A 21,207-nucleotide genomic window follows, 5' to 3' on the forward strand; every position below is an offset into this window, starting at 1 on the left:
TTCGGTCCACCCCCTGAAAAAGTGACAGCACGCGAAAATCCCTTTCATTCAGGGTCTTGACATCGTACCGCTGCTCTGAATGAATAGTTGTGATCAATTTCCACCACCACCAGCCTTCCTCCATGGCCACCACCTCCTTTCCAATCATTAACCTCTGTTCCCAATGTACATGTAACGTAAAAAAAGACTTCGTCCCTGAGCATGTCATTTTCATGTGAAAATAACAGAACTCAAGGACGAAGCCTTCGCTTCGCGGTGCCACCTTGCTTGGCTGCCTGAGCAGCCCTCTCGCAGGTACGGGAGAAGCCTTCCGGATTCGCCGATACCGTGTCCCTTGTTAACGGGTGGACGATCCCGCCTCGCCTACCGCTGCCGGAAACAGCTGTTCAGCTTGGAGCTCCGAAGCCCATTTCAATGCAAGCGGAACACCGGCTTGCACCTTCCGCCGGCTCTCTGCAGATCCTTCCCGCACCTACTTCTCTTCATCAACGCTGTACATGATTTTCCCCAGTATATAATGATCCGATGATGATATCCACTCATAATTTCAGTCTGCTGTGACCGAAGCGCTGCTTTGGCCTTCCTCTTTTCCGGACGGTTTCCTTGCGCCACCGAGACTGGTACCGAGAACACCGATAATAATAGCAGCCGCGCCTGCAATATGGTAATAATAAAGCTCCTCCTTCAGGAGCAGGGCCCCAGCTATGATGGACACCAATGTGGAAAAATTGCTGAATACGCTCATTTTGGACGCTTGAATGCGGGAAAGCGCAAAGCTGGACAGCAGTGTAGAAACGAGAGTCGAAGCGATGCCAAGGTAAGCGATAGCTCCCAGGTATACAGGGCTTGCCAGCGGCTCCGTATAGGCTGCTATTGTTCCTGCGGCGAGATGTTTTCCCAAAGAGAGAATATTAAAGACGACAAAGCCCATCGTAACCGTCACATACGTAATTTCAAGAGGAGCGTATTTTTGCGACAAGGGTCGTGCCAGTACACTATATGCGGAAAAACATAATGCCGACAGCATAATCAAAGCTATGCCCCCGAGATTGGCGGTGGATAGCTGGGTGCCGCCTTTCATGGCGAAGATGAAGACCACCCCGGCAACCGACAACAGCAGGGAAAGTTTCTGCAGAACCGTTGTTTTTTCCTTCAGCAGGATAGATGCCAGCAGCAGCGTGAACACAGGCGTCATCGCCTGAATAATGCCCGCCTCGGATGAGGAAGTGCTGAGCAATCCGAAAGTCTGGAATGTAAAAAACAGCACGGGGGAGAACAGCCCGAGCGGAAGCAGACGCCAAATGTCTTTACGGCTTACCTTGACCCGCATCCAGCCTGCCAAAGCCGGTATCGTAAGCACGATAAATGTCAAAGCAAACCGGTGGGCCAGTACATCGAGCGGATCTACTCTGCTGACGGTCAGCTTAACGAATAAAAATGAAAATCCAATGATGGATGCAAATAACAGGGCCGCCAAATATGCGGCTCCGGAGCCGGAACGAGCGTTATTCATGATGACCTCCTGAATTGTGAAGCTTGGCTGAAGCTTCGAAGCATTGTTAGCTTTACCAATATAAAGGAATAAGGAAAGGTGCTACAATACAAAAATATAGATACTGTACCGGTACAGATGGGAGGATCAACAGTGAAAAGCGAAATTTCCGGAGAAAAGGGCGGGCAAGGTACGCTGAAATATGCCGCCATTGCCGCTGATCTGAAAGCCGAAATTATGAACCGCCGCTTAAAGCGCAGCAGTGAAGGCATAAAACTGCCTTCTGTACGCGAGCTGGCGGATAAATACCAATGCAGCAAAAGCACTGTCATTAAGGCTTACGAGGAGCTGGAGAAGCAGCATCTCGTATACAGCCTTCCGAAAAGCGGTTATTATGCGGTCGTCGGCTCATCCGATTCACGTTTCAATCCTGACGATGAGACGGCCCCGCTGGATTTTGCGTCCGTCGCTCCTGATCCGCGAATATTTCCGTATGTGGATTTTCAGCACTGCATCAATAAGGCGATCGACAGCTACCGCAGCGATTTATTCGTTTACGGCACACCGCAGGGGCTGCCTTCCCTGAGGGCTTTGCTGCAGGAGCGGCTTGCCGATCACCAGGTGTTTACCCGCAGAGAGCAAATCTTCATCACCTCAGGAGTTCAGCAAGCGTTGGCTATTCTGGCAGCTATGCCTTTTCCAAACCAGGGGAGGGGAGTCATCGTCGAGAATCCCGGATATCACAATATGGTTCCCTTGCTTCAGGGGCTGCAGGTCCCGTGTTACGGGATCACCCGCCTTATGGACGGGCTGGATATGGACAGTCTGGAGCAGCTATTGAGTACGAAAACGATCAAGTTCGTCTACCTCATGCCGCGTTTTCATAATCCCATCGGCGTGTCGCTTACCGCAGCTGAGAAGAAGCAGCTTGCAGAGATGATGCAGCATTATGACAGCTATATTGTAGAGGACGACTATTTGGCGGACTTGGATACGGACGGCAAAAGGGACCCGCTGTATGCTTATGACCGCGGCGGCAGGGTCGTCTATTTGAAGAGCTTCTCCAAAATTATTTTTCCCGGTCTGCGCCTGGGGGCCGCGGTGCTCCCGCCGGAGCTGGCCGGCAGCTTCGGCCATTACAAGAGCCTGCTGGATATCGACAGCTCCGCATTGTCTCAGGCGGCGCTTGAGATTTACATCCGCAGCGGCATGTTTGACCGCCACCGGCGGGGCATCCGTGACAAATACAGCGCGAGGATGGAGGTGTTGAACGGAATGCTGGACCGGCTTTCGTCAGTTCAGCCATTTGCCGAGGCACCACGTAACGGCGGGGAGCATACCGTACTGCCGCTGCCCGCGAACCTTTCACGCAAAGCTCTGTTGTCCGGACTGCTGAAGAGAGGAGTGATTGCCGAAACGGCGGATCGCAATTTTGTGGATGGAGCATCTATCATTCCGCTGCTGCGGCTGAATATCTCGAATGTGCATGAGTCGCAGGTGGAAAGAGGAATGCTGGCCATCTACGAAGAGCTGAAACGGCTGAACAGGAAAAAAGGGTAACTGTGCGCAATCAAGCGTTATTTGTTTCCGAGGCGGTAGGCGCAAAGCTTTGCCGCCCCGAGGGGATCATGCTGGCGAGACAGAGCAGGCCTGCCGCCGCAAGCATGGCGAAGGCTCCGGTAATGACGACGGCTTGCACGGACAGCAGCTGCGCTGCCCATCCGGACACAAGCACGGCAAGTATTTGGAGGAGGGCTTCGACTATGCCGTAAACGCTGCTGATGCGTCCCATTTTGTCGGCAGGAATATTGTTTTGATAAAACGTTGTATACCCGGTGTTGGCAAAAGCGAGAAAAAAGGCAAGGATGAAAAATCCGATACCCGCTACGGCAAAAGTGCCGGATAAGCTGAACACCACATAGCCCGCGGCTACGAGCAGGCAACCCCCGCCCATAAGCCAGGATAAGGCCCATTTTTGCGCAAGCAGCACATTTACGGCGGCACCCGCAGCAATTCCCGCCCCCGCAATGCTGACAAGATAACCGTACTGGCTGTCCGTCAGGAACAGAACCTGTTTGGCAAAAGCGACCTCCAGTGAATCCAGTGCGGCGGTGAACATCATGACAAAGGTAAATAGTAGACAGATTGTCATGATATAACGTGCTTGGCGGAAGAAGCCCAGTACAAGTACCCAGTCTTCTTTGATAGCAGCCCATGCCAAGCGGTTCGTTGGAGCAACTTCAGGCTGTCTCCGTTCCACTTCCGGCAGACATAGGGTTAGCAGGCCTGACAGCAGAAGAGATAAAGAATTGATATATACAGCAAGAGTGGAGGACCCGGATTGCAGTAGAATACCGGCCACGGCGGGGCCCAGCAAAAATGCCCCTGAGCTGATCAGACTGTGTATGGCATTGAAGCGCTTGCGCTGCCCTGCCGGAACTGATATTGTCACGTAGGTGATAGAGGCTGGACGGAACATGGCACTGCCCATGCTGATTAGCAGTACGATCGTATAGATCAGCCAAATGGAATCCAGAAAGGGAATTAGCGCGGTCAGTGCGGTGCGGATAAAGTCCAGGATGGCCATCAGGTTCCGTTTACTCATACGATCAATCAGGCTGCCTGCCCAGAAGTTGGTGAACAGAACAGCGGCGGGGCGGATGATGTACAGGGCGGAGACGGCGAGAGGGGAGCCTGTGCTCTCAAAAACCATTAGATTCAGCGCGATAAAATAGATCCAGTCTCCTATGTTGGAAATTCCTATGGCCGTCAACAGCAGTGACGGATATCTCCAGCTTGACCAAACATTAATGCCCCGCATTATTCCCCATCCTTTTCACCTAATATCACCCAATATTTCCTATAGTAGCACCTTGTTTGCTGAAAGGGAAAGGCAAAAAAGACGATTCTCTTTCGAGAACCGTCTTGCGTGATAGATGATGGATAGTCCCCAAAAATTCTGCTTACTTCCCTTGCGCCACAAGGCGGAGCGACTCGTCGGCCGCTTCCAGTGTGGCGTCTATGTCGGCGTCCGTATGGGCTGTCGTCAGGAACCATGCTTCATACTTGGAAGGAGCCAGATTGATGCCGCGGTCCAGCATATGGCGGAAGAAGGCGGCGAACGCCTCGCTGTCCGTATCCTGTGCCTCCTCATAGTTCGTCACCGGGTGACCGCAGAAGTGGGTCGAGAACGCTCCGCGGATCCGGTTAATGGTCAGGGACACACCATGGCGTTCCGCAGAGGCCTGCAGTCCGTCCGTGAGCTTCACGGCCAGCCGCTCCATTTCCTCGTACACTCCTTCGCTCTGCAGAACCTCCAGACAGGCGATGCCTGCTGAGATCGAAGCAGGATTGCCTGCCATCGTGCCTGCCTGATAGGCCGGGCCGAGCGGTGCGACCTGCTCCATCACCTGCTTGCTGCCGCCGTAGGCGCCAATGGGCAGTCCGCCGCCGATGATTTTGCCCAAGGCCGTCAAATCCGGCTGAATGGCGTCCAGATTGTCCAGACCCGCGTAGGTTTGGGTGGAGCCGTAATGGAAGCGGAAGGCGGTGATAACTTCATCGTAAATGATAAGTGAGCCATTGGCGCGGGCCATGCTGCACAGCCCTTCCAGGAAGCCGGGCTTTGGCATCACCATGCCGAAATTGCCCACAATCGGCTCAACCATGACCGCCGCCACGTCCTCGCCCCAATGCTCCAGCGCTTGGCGAAGGCCGTCCAGATCATTGAACGGAACGGTAATCACCTCACTGGCGATGCTGACGGGAATGCCGGCGCTGTCCGGAATGCCCAGTGTGGAAGGTCCCGAGCCTGCGGCTACGAGCACGAGATCGGAATGGCCGTGATAACAGCCGGCAAATTTAATAATTTTATTGCGTTTCGTATAGGCACGCGCCACACGGATCGTTGTCATGACCGCCTCGGTGCCGGAGTTGACGAAGCGGACCTTGTCCATGGAAGGAATGGCTTCCTTCAGCATGCGGGCCAGCTTGATTTCCAGCGCGGTCGGTGTCCCGTACAGCACTCCATTGGCTGCGGCTTCGGCAATGGCCCGGGTAATATGAGGATGGGCGTGGCCGGTAATGATGGGCCCGTAGGCAGCCAGATAGTCGATATACTTGTTGCCGTCCGCATCCCAGAAGTGGGCGCCTTGCGCTTTCTCCATGAATACGGGAGCCCCGCCGCCTACCGCCTTGAAAGAGCGGGAGGGGCTGTTCACGCCTCCAACAATATGTTCAAGAGCCTCCTGGTACAAGGCTTCAGATGTTTTCCGGTTCATCATATGTAAAATCCTTTCTTAATCTTAATTGGTGTGTCATTTAAACTGCATTTTACATGTTTGTTCATTATACCAGACTTGTCTTCAACAAAGCGTGACATATCCTATAGCCGGTTACCCGGTCTTCGCCGTCCTGCAGAATTTTCTCAAATGACAAGCAAAAAAAGGCAGCCCGTGGGCTGCCCTGCGTCTTAATTAAAGCTCTCTTCCGCTTGAACCGCTGCTGCTGCTCTCCGAAGAGGAGGGATTCGTGTCTGTGTCTGCTGTGGAGGAGCTGCCTGACTTGCCGCCCTGCCCATTTTCCGCTTCTTCTGATGAAGGTAAGGTGTTCATGAGTTCCTGCACATACTCTTTCAATTTATCGGAATTCTTGACTGTCAGTACGGCGGCGCCGCCGATTTTCTCTTCATTGAGCATGTTCATTGGAGGCACCTGTTCGCTGCCCGCAAAGCTGCTCTGGTATCCGACGCCGGCGAGCTTCAGCATATCGGTAACATCAAGGTTGGTGTCAATATACGGATTCACTTGCTCCAGAATACTCGGCAGCTTGGCCAGCGTTGTTGTTGTCTGCATTTTGTCGGCCACAGCTTCCAGGAATGCGCGCTGCCGGCTGGTACGCGAAAAGTCGGACAGGGCGTCATGCCGGAAACGGACATATTGCAGCGCCGTTGCTCCATCCAGATGCTGCATGCCTTTTTTCAGATCAATATCGTATTCGTGATTGTCCGCCTTGCTCGTATAGTGCATATCCTTTTCAACCTCGAAATCCACACCGCCGATGGCGTCCACCAGCTTGATGAAGCCCTGGAAATCGGTATACACATAATACTGCACCGGTATGCCCAGCAGGTCGCTGGCCGCCTGCATCGCCGTATTCGGGCCATGGGTTATGGCCGTATTGATACGGTTGGTTCCATAACCGGGAATCTCCGTATAGGTATCACGGAGAAGGGAGAAGAGGCGGATTTTCTTCTGCTCCGGGTCCAGTGAAACCACCATCATACTGTCGGAACGTGGAACTTCACCTTTAGTTGTTCCGCGCGCATCGACACCCATCAGCAAAATGTTCACCGGCTCAGTGCCTTCCCATTTGGGCGGGTCGGGAGTTATCGTCTTGTCTACTTTCTCAATATTGTGGAATGGGGAAGCTTCCCCTGTCTTTTGCATCTGATCCAGTTGGTTATAAATGGAAGTAAAATAATAGGCCGAAAAGCCGATAACCGACGCCAAAACTACGGCTACAAAGGTCCAGATCGTCCTTTTGGTCTTCCTGGTCATAATGAGCTTCTCCCTTTCGCTTTTCAATTCATTACATTATAATTTCTTTTTGGACGACAATCAATTTTACAGCGAGGTAAATTATGCTAGCGATAGATGTAGAAGATTTGCGCAAAACGTTTCAGGTTCAGAAAAATCGTGAAGGCCTGAAGGGTGCCTTTCTTGATTTGTTTAAGCGTGAGTACCGGGAAGTTGCGGCTGTAAAAGATATCTCCTTTCAGATTCCGCAGGGCGAAATTTGCGGTTACATCGGGGAGAACGGGGCCGGAAAATCGACAACCATCAAGATGTTGACGGGAATATTGGTCCCGACATCCGGGCGCTTGAAGGTGGGCGGTTATGTGCCCTACGAAGAACGCGAGAAATTCGTCCGCAATATCGGGGTGGTCTTCGGCCAGCGCAGCCAGCTTTGGTGGGATATCGGCGTCATTGAGTCATTTCAGCTGCTGCGCAAAGTATATCAGGTACCGGAAGCTGATTTCAAACGGCGGCTGGACGAGCTGGTGGAGCGCTTGCAGCTGCAAGAGCTGCTGAACCGTCCTGTGCGCAAGCTGAGCCTCGGCCAGCGAATGCGCTGTGAGCTGGTGGCCGCGCTGCTGCACAACCCGTCCATCGTGTTTCTGGATGAGCCGACCATCGGTCTCGACATCGTCGTGAAATCCGAGATCCGGGAGTTTCTGAAAGATATGAACCGTGAGCATGGCACAACGATTCTGCTGACGACTCACGATCTGCAGGACATCGAGGCGTTATGCTCGCGTGTCATTATGCTGGATGACGGACGGATTATCTATGATGGAGGCCTGGATGAACTGAAAGCCAGATGGGGCACCGGGCGGGAGGTCCAGTTCCAGTTTGGGAAGCCTACGGCCAAAGCGCTGCTGGAGCAGTGGACAGCGGGCATGCCGTTGCAATGGTCCGCCGAGAATGACCTTGAGGCCAAAGTATGGATTCCGCTTGAGCTGAACGTATCCGACGTCCTGGCCAGCGTGGTGGGCCTCACAGACATTACGGACATCAAGATCATCGAAACAAATACCGATGATATCGTCCGCAGCATTTATCAGTCCGGCTCAGCCGAGCGCAAGGACGGGGAAAAGGTTCTCGTGGGGGCTGGTGTCCATGCTTAGCGCTTATGGTGATTTTATCCGCATCCGCTTTCTGACGATGCTGGCTTACCGGGTGAATTATTACTCCGGCATTTTAATCTATACGCTGAATATCGGCGTTTACTACTTCACCTATATGGCGATATACGGGGACGGGGACAGCATCGGTGGATTTACGAGCATGCAGATGACGACCTATGTGGCCGTATCCTGGATGGCGCGGGCCTTTTATTTCAACAACCTGGACAGGGAAATCTCGACAGACATCCGGGACGGAAATATCGCCATACAGATCATCAGGCCTTATAACTATGTGCTGGTTAAAATGATGCAGGGGCTCGGCGAGGGCATGTTCCGCTTTCTGCTCTTCATGATTCCGGGCATGGCGATTGCGATGCTGCTGTTCCCGATCCGGCTGCCGTCCGACCCTGCGGCATGGGTTGGCTTTCTGGTCATGCTGTTTTTCAGCTTTCTCATCAATTCCCAGATCAATGTGATTACAGGGCTGGCCGCCTTTTTCGTGGAAAACAATGAAGGCATGATGCGCATGAAGCGGGTCGTGGTCGATCTGTTCTCCGGCCTCATTCTGCCGATCAGCTTTTTCCCGGGCTGGCTGGCCGCGGTTTCGCAGTGGCTGCCATTCCAGGCCATTACCTATCTGCCGGGCTCGGTCTTCACCGGTCGTATTCAGGGGGTGGGCATCTGGCAAGTGCTTGGCATACAGGTCTTGTGGTTTGCCATTCTGCTCGTGCCGATGGTGCTGATCTGGCGGATGGCGCGGCGGCGCCTGTTCATTCAGGGAGGTTGAGCGGATGAGATATTATTTGGGCCTGGTGGGCGAATATCTGAAAAATTATATGAAGACACGCATGACCTACCGTGCCGACTTCTGGGTGGAGGTCGTGTCCGATCTGCTGTTCCAGGCGGTCAATCTGATATTTATTCTTGTGCTGTTCATGCATACGGATAGTCTGGGCGGCTGGAGCCGCAGTGAGGTTATTTTTGTTTACGGCTATTTCATGGTACCATACGGTATTTTTAGCTGTTTTATCAATTTGTGGGGCTTCAGTGAACGTTATATTGTAAAAGGTGAGATGGACCGGATCATGACCCGGCCGGCGCATAATCTGTTTCAGATTTTTCTGGAAAATGTGGACCCGCCCGCGCTGGTTGGCTCTGTGATCGGCCTTGTCATCATGGGCATCAGCGGTGCACAGTTGGACATGGTATGGGAATGGTGGTTCATCCCGGCGTTAATTGTGCTTACCATTAGCTCGGTAGCGATTTATACAGGCATTTATACGACCCTGACTTCCCTTTCATTTTACTCTGACGCGCCTACGGGAATCTTGCCGTTGATGTTCAACGTGCAGGGTTATGGGCGTTACCCGGTAACGATTTACAACCGTGCGCTTCAGGTGCTGCTGACGTGGATCGTGCCGTTTGCTTTTGTCGGGGTATATCCGGCATCGCTCTTTCTCGGCAGGGAGGAAATGAAGCAGATGGCGCTTCTGACTCCTGTGATGGGAGCCATATTTCTGGCCATCGGTTTGACTGCCTGGAATTACGGGGTGAGACGTTATCGCGGAGCCGGTTCATAAATTGAGCTTACGAATTCTTCAAGAAAAGGGATGTGATATTAAATGACGACAGAAAGCGGCCATGCGGCCCCCGATTTTGAGCTCCCGGGCAGCAGCGGCAAAAACGTGAGGCTGTCCGATTACCGTGGCAAGCGGGTGCTGCTTTATTTTTATCCCAAAGACCTGACGGCAGCCTGTACTTCGCAGGCCTGCGATTTCCGTGATCATCATGGGGAATTTGGCGGGCTGAATACCGTCATTCTGGGCGTCAGCGCGGATCCGCTCAAGCAGCATGAGAAGTTCATTTCCAAGTATGGTCTGCCTTTTGAACTGCTGGCGGATGAAGACCACAAGGCTGCCGAAGCCTATGGCGTATGGCAGCAAAAACAAATGTATGGCAGACAGTTCATGGGCATCGTGCGCTCCACGTTCCTGATTGATGAGAACGGAATACTGGTGCGCGAATGGCGTAAGGTGAAGGTCAAGGGCCATATTGAAGAGGCACTTGAGTATATACGTCAACTGGAAAATAACTAAATTTTGTATGGTTCGATTCACACCCGTATTTGCGGCGGTTCGCTGTAAATACGGGTGTTTTGTTTTTGCCGTTAAAAAACGGATTGACGTCTTTACAGGGGAAAGTTATGATGTAATCATCTAATTAGATATATATTTAATTTAATAATTGTTTAATTTATTGTTGGTATAAGCAGAAGCGCAATGATTAAGGAGCTGCGAAGAACATGAATTTTATATTGAAACCCCTGGGTTTTGTGAGGGAAGAAAAAGAGTACGCCAAGCTGTTTGCCGCCGGCGTCATTAACGGGATTGGAGACCGTTTCTTTCAGGTGGCCCTGTTGGCCATGATCATTCGGCTGACAGGGTCGGGGATGGGAGTAGGCGTGGTGCTCGGCCTGCGGATGCTGCCTTTTCTGCTGCTGGCTCCTGTTGGGGGCTGGCTGGCGGACCGCTTTTCACGCAAAACATTGATGATCTGGACCGACGTGCTGCGCGGCCTGATTGCATTGGGCTTTTTGTTTGTAAGCGGCCCCGAGCATTTATGGATTGTTTACACAGGTACCTTTCTGTTGGCCTGCGGGGAAGCAATGTACGCGCCTGTGCGCAAGTCGGCCATTCCGGTATTGGCGGCCCCGCAAAAATTGCTTACGGTAAACAGTCTGGAACAGCTGATGACAGGCGTGGTGCTGGTTGTCGGCTCCGCGGTTGGAGGTGTTATTGCGGCCTTCTTCGGCCCGGATTGGGCTTTTGTGATTAATGCGGGCTCCTTTGTCTTGGCCGGGCTGATCGTCAGAAGCATTGCTTTTCCTTCCGTGGACAGCGATGCAGGGCATGAAGCTACTACTGCCAATAAAGTCACGCAGGAGGCGGAAGTTAAGGGTAAACGACGCTTGTCCTTGCCACTGCAGCGAAGTCTTCTCGCCGGGACGACTGCGCTGCAGGCCGCATTGCTGCTGGAGCTGCTCGTGCCCGTTTTTAACGGGATAGATAATGTATTGATCAGTGTGTATGCAGTGGAGGAATTTGGAGCAGGGGAAAAGGGAGTCGGCCTGTTCTACGGGGCTTTGGGCCTCGGTCTCATGGCAGGACCACTGCTGGCCAGATACCTCCGGCGGTCTCTGATCTGGATCGGGCTTCTGGGTCTGCTGCTGGAGGGATCACTGCTCATGCTGCTCAGCGGGATGGAGCATCTGTGGATTGCGGCTGCGGTTTATGTCATGATCTCGCTTGCTGGGGGGATAGGCAATATCTGTGTGGATACGATTATTATGCGTGAGACTCCGCCACGGCTGCAGGGCAGAGTATTTGGCATCACCACCGCGTGGAGCGGCAGCATGATGGGGATTTCCATGTTCGCGGCGGGAATGGCGCTGGAGATCGTGGACTCGCGCATGCTCGGCTGGTTAGGGGGAGCGGGGTACGCGGCAACGGCTTTGGTCGTGGCGCTGCTGTATGGCATCTTCCGGCGGAGGGGCAAGAATAACAGCCTTCTAATCCAAGAAAATGGACCCGCCAGCTAGCGCGGGTCCGAATCGTATTGGCCAGTCCAACCATTTCTCCTCCTTTTTCTTAAATATTTCTCTCAGTCGCTGCCCCCTTCCTTCCCTTTCACGATAACAGGCGCGAAGCGCCGGAATATGCGTTTTCTGTGTCTGAACAGAACAATGAGCACGACCGCTGCCCCCGCAATTGCGATAATCCGCACGGCGTACATTTCGGCCAAATGGAAAACGGCATCCCACTGCGGGCCGAACATTTTGCCGATGCTGACAAACAGAATGACCCAGACCAATGCGCCGCTGTAAGCGTAGGCTGCAAATTTGCGGAAGGGCAGTGCTATTATGCCTGCGAAATATCCTGTGAAATGCCGCACTCCAGGGATAAAGTATCCGATAAAGATGAGCCAATTCCCGTATTTTTGAAACCAGACCTGGGTTTTCTCAAGCTTGTCCGGTTTTAGAAACACCCATTTGCCAAACCGGAGAATGAAAGGCAGCCCGGCCTTGCGGCCAATCCAATAGGTAATAGTCATTCCAATGGTTGTGCCAAAAAATGCTAGAACGATTAATAGATAAAAGTTTAGGGCACCCGTATAAGAGAGATATCCGGAGTATGCCATCGTTGTTTCACCGGGAAAAGGGAGGGCGATAAATTCCAGCAGCAGCCCGATGAACAGAACGCCGTACCCGTAATTTTCAAATAAATGCCCGATCCAATCAAGCACATCCATAACTTTCACTCCCGCCTTTATCTGCAAAAAATAATTTGATGTCAACTCTAGTCTACTTCTATTTTCTGCTTCATATACTCTACTACATTTTCAGACAAGCTGTTCCGAGGTCGGCCTGAATCGCAGGTTCCGTTCGTGAACGGCGGATTTCCTTGATTTTATCAAAAATATGCTGGGTTATGAAATGTAGGAGGAGAATATGGAGATGAAAATGAAACTGACTGTATGTATGCTTGCACTTATTCTGCTGACGGCTGTGCTTCCGTTCACGGCTTTGGCACGGTTTGATGACGGGGAAAATGTAATGTTGGCAGCGGCCAATGCTCATCAGCCTGTTCAATTGAAAAAGGCCGCGCCGACGGTGTATTTAACATTTGACGACGGGCCAGGCAAATACACGGGGCAAGTGCTGGATATTCTCAAGCGTTACCAGGTGCCGGCAACCTTTTTTGTGCTGGGAAAGGAGGCGGAGCGTTCTCCTGAGATGATCCGCCGTATTGTAGCAGAAGGCCATGTCCTCGGAAATCATACATACAATCATAACTATAAGGAGCTGTATGGGAATTTCAAAAACTTCTGGACTCAGATCAAGCAGACGGAAGATATCATATATGAGATTGCGGGATTTCGTCCGCAGCTGCTAAGGGCTCCCGGCGGGACCTATGGACATTTTGACAAAGTGTATTTCGACCTCCTACAGGAGGCAGGATATAACGTGGTGGACTGGAATGTGGACAGCGGCGATTCGAAGCGCTTGGGCGTGCCAGCGGCTCAAATTGAGGCGGGAGCGGTGCGGGGGATCGGCCATACGGGAGACAAGGTTGTGCTCATGCACGATGGCGGAGCGCGGGCGGAAACTGTTAAGGCTCTTCCGGTTATCATAAAAAAATACCGTGACGCAGGCTATTCCTTCGACGTATTGCGACCGGATCAGACCAGTTTGAAATCTCCAGTGAAAAAAATGGCTGGCTTAAGACCAGCACCGGATGCAAAATGGATCGCCGAGCATGTTCTGGCGAATAAAACAGTGCTCTTTCCCGAAAGGAAGCCTCTCGTTCTTGAGGTAGGCAATAAAGAAGCCACACTTTCTTACGGGGAATATGAGCTGGACGGGGGAAAAATCGTCGTATCGCTGCGGGCGGCAATTGAGCGTCTGGGAGGGACAGTGACCTGGGATTCCATCTCCAAAACAGCCACAGCCGCATGGAACAGCAGAACGATGCAGATCTATGCTGATACAGGTAAAGTGACGAGCTGTAGGGATGCAAACCAGTGCGTATCGGGAACCATCCATGTGATCCTGCGCGCCGGGGCTGTTCAGATTCCGCTCCGTGACCTGTTGAAGTGGGCGGGACGCCCGGTCAATCAACTGCACTTTACTCACGCGGAATACAGAGTGACAGCGGCGTAAGAAGCGATTGTGCCTTCCTTGACGTCCCGAATTGTCGTTGCGTATAATGAATCCAACAATTGAGGGAGGCACGGTAATGAATAAGCCTAATGAAATAGTTGTTGTTCTCGATTTCGGGGGACAATACAACCAGCTGATTGCAAGAAGAATTCGGGATCTCGGTGTTTACAGCGAGCTGCTCCCTTACAATACTCCGGTGGACAAGCTTCGTGAGCTTGCGCCGAAAGGAATCGTTTTCTCCGGCGGACCTTCCAGCGTATATGCGGAAAATGCCCCACATGTGGACAAGGCCATTTATGATCTGAATATTCCGATTTTCGGGATCTGTTACGGTATGCAGCTGATGGCTCAGCAGCTTGACGGCAAAGTGGAGCGGGCAGACAAGCGTGAATACGGCAAGGCGGACGTGCAGTTCAATAAGGATGCCGCATTGGCGAAAAAGCTCGATTCCTTGCAAACCGTATGGATGAGCCATGGCGACCATGTTACGGAAATGCCTGCAGGCTTCAAGCTGGACGCAGGTACGGAAAGCGCGCCAATTGCCGCGATGAGCAATGAGGAACGGAAGCTGTATGCGGTGCAGTTCCATCCGGAAGTGCGCCACTCTGTGAACGGCAATGAGATGATCAGCAATTTCCTGTATGAAGTGTGCGGCTGTGATGGCCAATGGACGATGGAATCGTTTATTGAAAATCAGATCCAGGAAATCCGCGAGCGCGTTGGGGATAAAAAGGTGCTGTGCGCTTTGAGCGGCGGCGTGGATTCCTCGGTAGTGGCCATGCTGATCCATAAAGCCATCGGGGATCAATTGACATGTATGTTCATTGACCATGGCCTGCTCCGCAAAGGCGAAGCGGAGAGCGTTATGGATACATTTGTCGGCAAATTCGACATGAAGGTTGTCAAAATTGACGCGCGTGAGCGCTTTTTGTCGAAGTTGGAAGGTGTGGACGATCCGGAGCAAAAGCGGAAAATTATCGGTAACGAGTTCATTTATGTTTTTGAGGAAGAGTCCGCGAAATTTGACGACTTTGATTTCCTTGCTCAGGGAACGCTGTATACGGATATTGTCGAGAGCGGCACCGCTACAGCTCAGACGATCAAGTCCCACCATAATGTGGGCGGTCTGCCTGAGGACATGAAGTTCAAGCTAATTGAACCGCTGAACGCCTTGTTTAAGGACGAAGTCCGCAAGGTTGGTGAGGAATGTGGTCTTCCGGCGGAAATCGTATGGCGCCAGCCTTTCCCTGGCCCGGGTCTCGCGATTCGCGTGCTTGGCGAAGTAACTGAGGAGAAGCTCACCATCGTTCGGGATTCGGATTACATCCTGCGCGAGGAGATTGCCAAAGCAGGACTTGATCGCGAAATTTGGCAGTATTTCACGGCGCTGCCGAACATGAAGAGCGTCGGCGTTATGGGCGATGCCCGTACGTATTCTTATACTGTAGGCATTCGTGCCGTAACCTCCATCGACGGCATGACCGCCGACTGGGCGCGCATCCCTTGGGACGTGCTGGAGAAAATTTCAGTGCGCATTGTAAACGAAGTGGATAACGTGAACCGCGTCGTTTACGATATCACCTCCAAACCGCCAGCAACCATTGAGTGGGAGTAAATTAGACTCCATTCATAACCGCTCATGGACACAAGCGACTTAAGTCGTGTGAGGAATTGCGCTCGGCATAAACCTGATGCATAGGTTTCCAGCATTGCTGGTATATATATTGAAATTAGCCAGCTGGATGTTAAAAGCCCGGATTCGAAAAAGAATCCGGGTTTTTGGCATATTAACGTGCATCATTTTTTCAGGATATCATTCCCCATTCTTCAGCCCCCGAATCTGTTTTCGCATATCCCGCGAAGCCTCATCATCAGGTATCAGTTGACCGCCCCTGGTGTGATTTCTCCCCACTCTGCTTTAAATCGGCCTTCTGCCGCTCAACTCAGTTTATTCCTGCTATCGCAAATTTTTCTCGGAAGATTGTTAATGCTTTTGTTCATTTTACGTATTAACATATGTGAGTTCCCTCATAACAAATTGCGCAATTTGTTGAACTGCCCGGTGAAGGGACGGTGGAAGGAGGGTATGGATGGAGGTTATCCAGGGTAAAGTGGATCGTTACAAGCATACAGAAAGACCGAATGAAGCGATCATGTCAAAAGAGGAATTCACACAAATATATAATACGTATTTCAAACGTGTGTACAAGTATATTTATTATCGCATTAATAACCACCATGCGGCGGAGGATATTTGCAGTCAGGTGTTTGAGACCGTTATATGCAAGTATTCCAGCTTTTCACAGGAAAAATCAAATTTTGAGGTATGGTTGTTTGCCATTGTAAGAAATGCCGTAACAGACTACTTCAGAGCTCAGAAGAAAAGGCACTACTCCTCATTGGATTCTTTGCTGGAATTGATTTTTCCCAAGCCGTCACCTGAGGAGCTGGCGATTCGCGAGGATAATAATCAGGCACTGTTCAAGGCTCTCGCCAAGCTGCGGGAGAAGGAGCGCAATATCATCGCCATGAAATATGGGGCTGGACTGAAAAATTCCGAAATCGCACAGATCATGGGTGTCAGTGAGTCCAACATTGGTGTTGTACTGTATAGAAGCCTAAAAAAACTGCATCTTTCCTTACAGGCGGGGGGATTCAAAAATGAATAAAAAAAATAATCTAACAGAATTCAGCAAGACCATAGAATTGCTTGAGAATGAAGAACAGGGGAGCGACACCTCCAAAGCAAGGATTTATAACCGCTTGATCTACAAGCTGGACCATGGAGCTATGAAACCTCAATCAGGAGAAAAGGACGGGATAACGATGAAAAAAAGCAGTTGGAGAACAGCATTGGTGATTGGCAGTGTGGTCATTTGTTTGGGTGGGGCATTTTCTACAACCACCTATGCACAGGACATATTCCAATCCATCCTGGCAAAGTTTAAGGTGGGGAATCTTGAAATCACGCAATACGATAAGGAAATTCCTCCTGCTTCTCCGTCTTCCACTTCATCTAAAGATGCCGAAAGTGTGAGATCCGGCGACACTGAAATGCCGGCTCCGACCAAGCTGACGATAGATGAAGCCCGTTCCGCGCTTGGAATGAACTTCCCGGCCCCTGGTTGGGTGGCAGACTATAAGTTTGAGAACAGTGTTCTCCAGGGCACCAGCATGGTCGAAGTACAATACAATTCAGGGGATAAAGCTGTCAACTTTCTGATTTCCAAGGGTGGGGAGAACGGGATCGGCACTACCGAAGATGTGAAAACAGAGGTCATCAACGGGACTACGGTCTATTTTGCCAATGGAATTGTGATTTGGGAAGAGAAGGGTTTTACAGTTGAAATGTATTCCCAAATAGACTTTGACAAATCCACACTCGGGAAAATCATTGACAGCTTTAGCGTTGGCGCTCCAGTTGAGCCAGTAAATGCTGATGTGGTGAATAAGAATGTGGAGAAGAGTAGATCCGGAGCCGCTGGCCCGGCCCAGGCCGAAGATTGAGGCGCAAAACGAAGTGAATCTTCGCCAAGGGCAGTTGTAACTAAACATCGGAAACGCCAGCTCAAGTATAAGCCGCAATTCTGTGACGCTTGTTCGATGTTCTGAGTGGGAATAAAAAAATAAAGAGATACGAATAGACGCTACCAGGTTTGTTGGTAGCGTCTTGTTATTGTTAGAAGTAATCCTGTTTTTTTAGAAGGAAATCCTGCTTCACGGTTTCATACAATTTAGGCCAATATTCCTTTAGCGCGGGCTTCCTTGATCCATTCCGGAAATTCGCTGAGAAGGCGGTCGTATAGCTCCTCATCGCTAATGCTTGAAATATCGTCCAACGCAAAGAAATTAGCGTTATCGATAAATCGCCCAGGCATTTCGTCGAGTTTTTGCAGCACCCCGTAATTGGCCTGCCCCAGACCGACAAACTGCCAGAACAGATTTTTGGTGGAGCTTTCAGTAATAAGCCGTGAAATTTTCCTTTTCTGACTAACCCCGCCGTCGCTGAAAAAGATAATGTACGTTGGCATGCTCACATTAGGCTCTTCCACAGTGTACTTGCGAATAACATCCTCCATCACCGGAGGTTCATTGTTCGTGCCACCTTTACTGCCCAAAGTGTATGTACGGGTAATGTAATTTTCAAAGTCTCTGGCTGTAACGCTTGGTGCACGCAAATAATCTTCGGCGAAAAACCATACATCCAGCTCGCCGTTATCATCAAATGTCGCAGCAATCGCCAGTATACGTTCAAAGGCTTCCTGAACAGTGCCATTGCGGTACAGATGATACATGGAGCCTGACGCATCAAAAACAACAGCCACACGTGCCTTGATCGGATCGAGCTTCTTTTTCTCAAGAGTGATCGTCACTTTTCGTTTGAGCAGATCGATTTTGCTCAGATTCATTGGTGCGGGTTCAGGGTTTGGACTCGGAACAGGAGTAGGGGCAGGGGGCGCCGGTGCTGCTACTGCCGCGGCCACTTCAGCAGCAGCACTATCCTCTACCTCGACACCAAACGACTCGGCGAGCGGCTTCAAGCCTCCGAAAAATCCGCGCCCAATGGCCCGTACTTTGAGATCGTCGCGGTGCTTGTAGATTTCAATGAAAATAAGGGCCGTTTCTTGCGTAGCCTGAGTAATCTCATATGTAACCTGCTGGGAGCCTGCTTGGACAATGGCTTGGCATTTCTGCACCTGCGCGAAGGTTCCCCCTTCAAGGGTAGCGGTAAAAACGCATTTTGATACAGGAGCCTGCCGAAGCTTATGCGTATCAATTAAAAAAGTGCACTTCAGTTTTTCCATCTGCTGTAAAATCACACTCTGCTGCGGATCGACAGTCTGGTTATAGAAAACAAAATAGTCGTCCGATGGCACTTTGCCGCTCTCGTTAACCATAAAACAGCTGACATCGAGTGCTGACGGAGCTGAGGCACATTGAATAGTTACTTGCAGTTGAGCTGATTCATGAAGGCTGGTGTTCTGACCTGTATTCAGGCTGACAATAGGATTTGACATTGCGATTCGCCTCTTCCTCTAACGAATGATTGATAATATCCATTCAAATTCTGAGGCAAATGTTTCCATAAGTCAATTGATTTGCACCTTTTCCTGCTTGCGGATAGTGGTTTTTGCAGAAAAAATGCGCTTTCAGATAATTTTCCGAACAATGAATCAGGGGAGTGCAAATAACATTCGTTTTTATTGTTGACATATGCCCAATCACGGCCTACAATAACGATACCGAATATGATACAAACCTGATCGAACGACAATAATAAAGATATGCTTTCGTATAATTCCGGGGATTGGCCCGGAAGTCTCTACAAGGTCACCGTAATGATCTCGCTACGAAGAAGGGCCCCACTGACCCGGTATGCTGATTGCTTACTGGCTCGACGCTGTTCGCTGCCTTGGGCGGCGACAGTACAGTGGGAGCCGCTTTGCCGGTGCATAAACGACCTGGGGGGAATCCATTCTTTCCGGGTCTTTTTGTCGTTCACGACTTTTAATCAAAGGGGAGTTTTGAACAATGGATCGCTTCTTTAAATTAAAGGAGAACGGTACCAACGTCCGCACGGAAATTATTGCGGGCATTACGACATTTATGACCATGGCTTACATTCTGGTCGTAAACACGATCTTTCTTGGACCAAGCGGTGCAGGAATGCCTGGTGAGGCAGTATTTTTTGCAACAGCGGTTGGCGCAGGCTTAATTACGATTTTGATGGGTCTATTTGTCAATGTTCCAATTGGCATGGCTCCTGGCATGGGCTTGAACGCTTATTTCATGACGGTCGTACTGAGTTCTAATGGAGTAATTACGTGGCAAGCGGCTCTTGGTGCTGTTTTCATTTCAGGTATCGTGTTCCTGATCCTTACTGTGACGAAAGTGCGGCAGATGCTGCTGGTGGCTGTGCCTGAAAGTCTGAAAATGGCGATTACTGTCGGAATCGGATTGTTTATCACCATTATCGGTTTGAAGCTTTGTAACCTCGTTATGGTGAATATTAATCCGGGAACGGATATTACGCACAGTGTTCCTGGCTCCGGATTTAACCTTACTTTGGGCAATCTGATGGTGCAAAAAGACGCCCTGCTGGCTTTGATCGGCCTCCTGATTATCGCGGTGCTGATGGTGCTGCGTGTGAAAGGTGCCCTGTTGATCGGGATTGTTGCTACAACCGTTATCGGCATTCCGATGGGGGTGACCAATGTGAGCTCTCTTTCCGGGGCGAGCTGGTTCCCAAGCTTCAATAACCTGGCAGTAGGCCAGCTTGACCTGGCAGGGGCGCTTCACCTTGGTTTGTTTGAAATTGTCTTCATTTTCACATTTGTGGAGCTGTTTGATACGTTCGGCACACTTGTGGGAACCGCGACACGCGCCGGAATAATGGAGAATAAAGCAGAGGGCGAGAAGAAAATCGGCAAAGCGATGCTCGTTGATGCGGTAGGCGTAAGCGCCGGTGCTGTACTCGGGACAAGTACGATTACGGCTTACGTAGAAAGCTCTTCCGGTGTTGAGGCAGGCGGCCGTACCGGTCTCACTGCAGTAACCACAGGCGTTTTGTTTCTGCTGGCCTTGTTCATCTCTCCGTTGGCCCTGCTTGTGCCGTCAGCCGCAACTGCTCCGGCTCTCATTATTGTTGGTGTATTGATGATTAGCCAGGTACGCAAGATCGATTGGGATGACTTCATGCTGGCATTCCCGTCTTTCCTGACCATTGTATTGATGCCTTTCACAGGCAGTATTGCGAACGGAATCTCCGGCGGAATCTTGTCTTACGTCATACTGGCTCTGTTCGGCAATCTTTTTGCCAAGCGCAATGTGAAAATACATTGGCTGATGTGGGTGCTTGCGGTCATCGTCATCATTCGTTTTGTGTTCATGGGTTCTGAATGACAAGCTGAATCAACCTTAAGATGGTCTCCGGACGCGCTTGCGCCGGAGGCTTTTTAGTTTCGACCAAATATTCAGGCGCATTTCAGCGATTTCTGAATAGTGTATTAACTATACGGAGAGAATTAAGCAAAGCACGTTGCAGTTAGGTAAAAAACATTTTTGAAATTTCTCTTGTCAGCTCATCTGATTCATGTTATATTCTAATTCCGGCCAAAACGAGTCAGTAAGTTGGCTTGGCAAAATCTCTTGAAAAAAAGTTCTTGCCAAAGTGGTCGGAAGATGATAAGATATAAAAGTTGCTGATGCGGTGAGCTAAAGCAGCGACGAAGTTTGATCTTTGAAAACTGAACAACGAGTGAGTAGGTTTTACATCGTAAAACCGAATCGCGAAGCCATTTGGTTCGT

The 21,207-nt window shown here is 50.8% G+C and carries 18 protein-coding genes, 1 riboswitch and 1 other annotated feature; of the genes, 11 read left to right on the top strand and 7 right to left on the bottom strand.

Annotated elements, in window-relative coordinates; all coding sequences use genetic code 11:
* Positions 1–229 precede the first annotated feature (229 nt).
* Positions 230–498 (bottom strand) — a binding site (T-box leader).
* A 49-nt stretch (positions 499–547) separates the two neighbouring features.
* Positions 548–1,513 carry a DMT family transporter gene (locus ACI1P2_RS30730; RefSeq protein WP_355327457.1) on the bottom strand — a complete coding sequence of 322 codons (966 nt, stop codon included), beginning with the start codon at positions 1,511–1,513 and terminating at the stop codon, positions 548–550.
* A 132-nt stretch (positions 1,514–1,645) separates the two neighbouring features.
* Here ACI1P2_RS30730 and ACI1P2_RS30735 point away from each other — a divergent pair, with 132 nt between their 5' ends.
* Positions 1,646–3,052, top strand: a complete 1,407-nt coding sequence (locus tag ACI1P2_RS30735) for an aminotransferase-like domain-containing protein (RefSeq protein ID WP_355327460.1) — start codon at positions 1,646–1,648, stop codon at positions 3,050–3,052.
* Between the two features lie 10 nt (positions 3,053–3,062).
* Here ACI1P2_RS30735 and ACI1P2_RS30740 read toward each other — a convergent pair whose 3' ends face one another.
* From ACI1P2_RS30740 to ACI1P2_RS30750, 3 genes are all read right to left on the bottom strand, one after another.
* A complete protein-coding gene (locus tag ACI1P2_RS30740) occupies positions 3,063–4,313 on the bottom strand; it encodes an MFS transporter (protein WP_355327463.1) in 1,251 nt (416 codons plus the stop codon).
* Between the two features lie 142 nt (positions 4,314–4,455).
* Positions 4,456–5,772 (bottom strand): glutamate-1-semialdehyde 2,1-aminomutase, encoded by a 1,317-nt coding sequence (locus ACI1P2_RS30745; protein ID WP_355327466.1) that lies wholly within the window; start codon positions 5,770–5,772, stop codon positions 4,456–4,458.
* Between the two features lie 195 nt (positions 5,773–5,967).
* Complete coding sequence (locus tag ACI1P2_RS30750; RefSeq protein ID WP_355327469.1) at positions 5,968–7,050, bottom strand: LCP family protein; 1,083 nt, start codon at positions 7,048–7,050, stop codon at positions 5,968–5,970.
* Between the two features lie 83 nt (positions 7,051–7,133).
* On the opposite strand from ACI1P2_RS30750, the gene ACI1P2_RS30755 reads away from it, so the two are divergent.
* From ACI1P2_RS30755 to ACI1P2_RS30775, 5 genes are all read left to right on the top strand, one after another.
* Positions 7,134–8,180, top strand: a complete 1,047-nt coding sequence (locus tag ACI1P2_RS30755) for an ABC transporter ATP-binding protein (RefSeq protein ID WP_355327472.1) — start codon at positions 7,134–7,136, stop codon at positions 8,178–8,180.
* Positions 8,173–8,967: an ABC transporter permease gene (locus ACI1P2_RS30760; RefSeq protein ID WP_355327475.1), complete on the top strand. Its 795-nt coding sequence runs from the start codon at positions 8,173–8,175 to the stop codon at positions 8,965–8,967. The genes ACI1P2_RS30755 and ACI1P2_RS30760 overlap by 8 nt, the downstream gene beginning before the upstream one ends.
* Before the next feature lie 4 nt (positions 8,968–8,971).
* Positions 8,972–9,760, top strand: coding sequence for an ABC transporter permease (locus tag ACI1P2_RS30765; protein WP_355327478.1), 789 nt, complete (start codon positions 8,972–8,974; stop codon positions 9,758–9,760).
* Positions 9,761–9,802: 42 nt separating this feature from the next.
* On the top strand, positions 9,803–10,276 hold the full coding sequence (gene bcp / locus ACI1P2_RS30770) for a thioredoxin-dependent thiol peroxidase (RefSeq protein WP_355327481.1): 474 nt from the start codon (positions 9,803–9,805) through the stop codon (positions 10,274–10,276).
* Positions 10,277–10,482: 206 nt separating this feature from the next.
* The gene (locus tag ACI1P2_RS30775) at positions 10,483–11,778 is read left to right on the top strand and encodes an MFS transporter (protein WP_355327483.1); all 1,296 of its coding nucleotides are present in this window, start codon (positions 10,483–10,485) and stop codon (positions 11,776–11,778) included.
* Between the two features lie 62 nt (positions 11,779–11,840).
* Here the strand turns inward: ACI1P2_RS30775 and ACI1P2_RS30780 are convergent, their stop codons facing one another.
* Complete coding sequence (locus ACI1P2_RS30780; RefSeq protein WP_355327486.1) at positions 11,841–12,488, bottom strand: DedA family protein; 648 nt, start codon at positions 12,486–12,488, stop codon at positions 11,841–11,843.
* A gap of 205 nt (positions 12,489–12,693) precedes the next feature.
* Between ACI1P2_RS30780 and ACI1P2_RS30785 the strand changes: the two genes are divergently transcribed.
* The 4 genes from ACI1P2_RS30785 (at position 12,694) to ACI1P2_RS30800 (ending at position 17,406) form a co-directional block, all read left to right on the top strand.
* Positions 12,694–13,899 carry a polysaccharide deacetylase gene (locus ACI1P2_RS30785; protein WP_355327489.1) on the top strand — a complete coding sequence of 402 codons (1,206 nt, stop codon included), beginning with the start codon at positions 12,694–12,696 and terminating at the stop codon, positions 13,897–13,899.
* Positions 13,900–13,975: 76 nt separating this feature from the next.
* The gene (gene guaA / locus ACI1P2_RS30790; RefSeq protein ID WP_355327493.1) at positions 13,976–15,514 is read left to right on the top strand and encodes a glutamine-hydrolyzing GMP synthase; all 1,539 of its coding nucleotides are present in this window, start codon (positions 13,976–13,978) and stop codon (positions 15,512–15,514) included.
* A 475-nt stretch (positions 15,515–15,989) separates the two neighbouring features.
* Positions 15,990–16,568: a sigma-70 family RNA polymerase sigma factor gene (locus ACI1P2_RS30795; RefSeq protein WP_355327496.1), complete on the top strand. Its 579-nt coding sequence runs from the start codon at positions 15,990–15,992 to the stop codon at positions 16,566–16,568.
* Complete coding sequence (locus tag ACI1P2_RS30800; protein WP_355327498.1) at positions 16,561–17,406, top strand: hypothetical protein; 846 nt, start codon at positions 16,561–16,563, stop codon at positions 17,404–17,406. Before ACI1P2_RS30795 ends, ACI1P2_RS30800 begins: the two co-directional genes overlap by 8 nt.
* Positions 17,407–17,633: 227 nt before the next feature.
* Here the strand turns inward: ACI1P2_RS30800 and ACI1P2_RS30805 are convergent, their stop codons facing one another.
* Positions 17,634–18,917 carry a vWA domain-containing protein gene (locus ACI1P2_RS30805; protein ID WP_355327501.1) on the bottom strand — a complete coding sequence of 428 codons (1,284 nt, stop codon included), beginning with the start codon at positions 18,915–18,917 and terminating at the stop codon, positions 17,634–17,636.
* 253 nt (positions 18,918–19,170) lie between these two features.
* Positions 19,171–19,270, top strand: a riboswitch (purine riboswitch).
* 161 nt (positions 19,271–19,431) lie between these two features.
* Here ACI1P2_RS30805 and ACI1P2_RS30810 point away from each other — a divergent pair.
* On the top strand, positions 19,432–20,802 hold the full coding sequence (locus ACI1P2_RS30810) for an NCS2 family permease (RefSeq protein WP_355327504.1): 1,371 nt from the start codon (positions 19,432–19,434) through the stop codon (positions 20,800–20,802).
* Between the two features lie 220 nt (positions 20,803–21,022).
* On the opposite strand, the gene ACI1P2_RS30815 is transcribed toward ACI1P2_RS30810, so the two are convergent.
* Positions 21,023–21,207 (bottom strand): hypothetical protein (locus ACI1P2_RS30815; RefSeq protein WP_355327507.1); only part of this gene is annotated, 185 nt, incomplete at its 5' end.

This window comes from Paenibacillus jiangxiensis (assembly GCF_046098255.1).
Classification (GTDB): Bacteria; Bacillota; Bacilli; order Paenibacillales; family Paenibacillaceae; genus Paenibacillus; species Paenibacillus jiagnxiensis.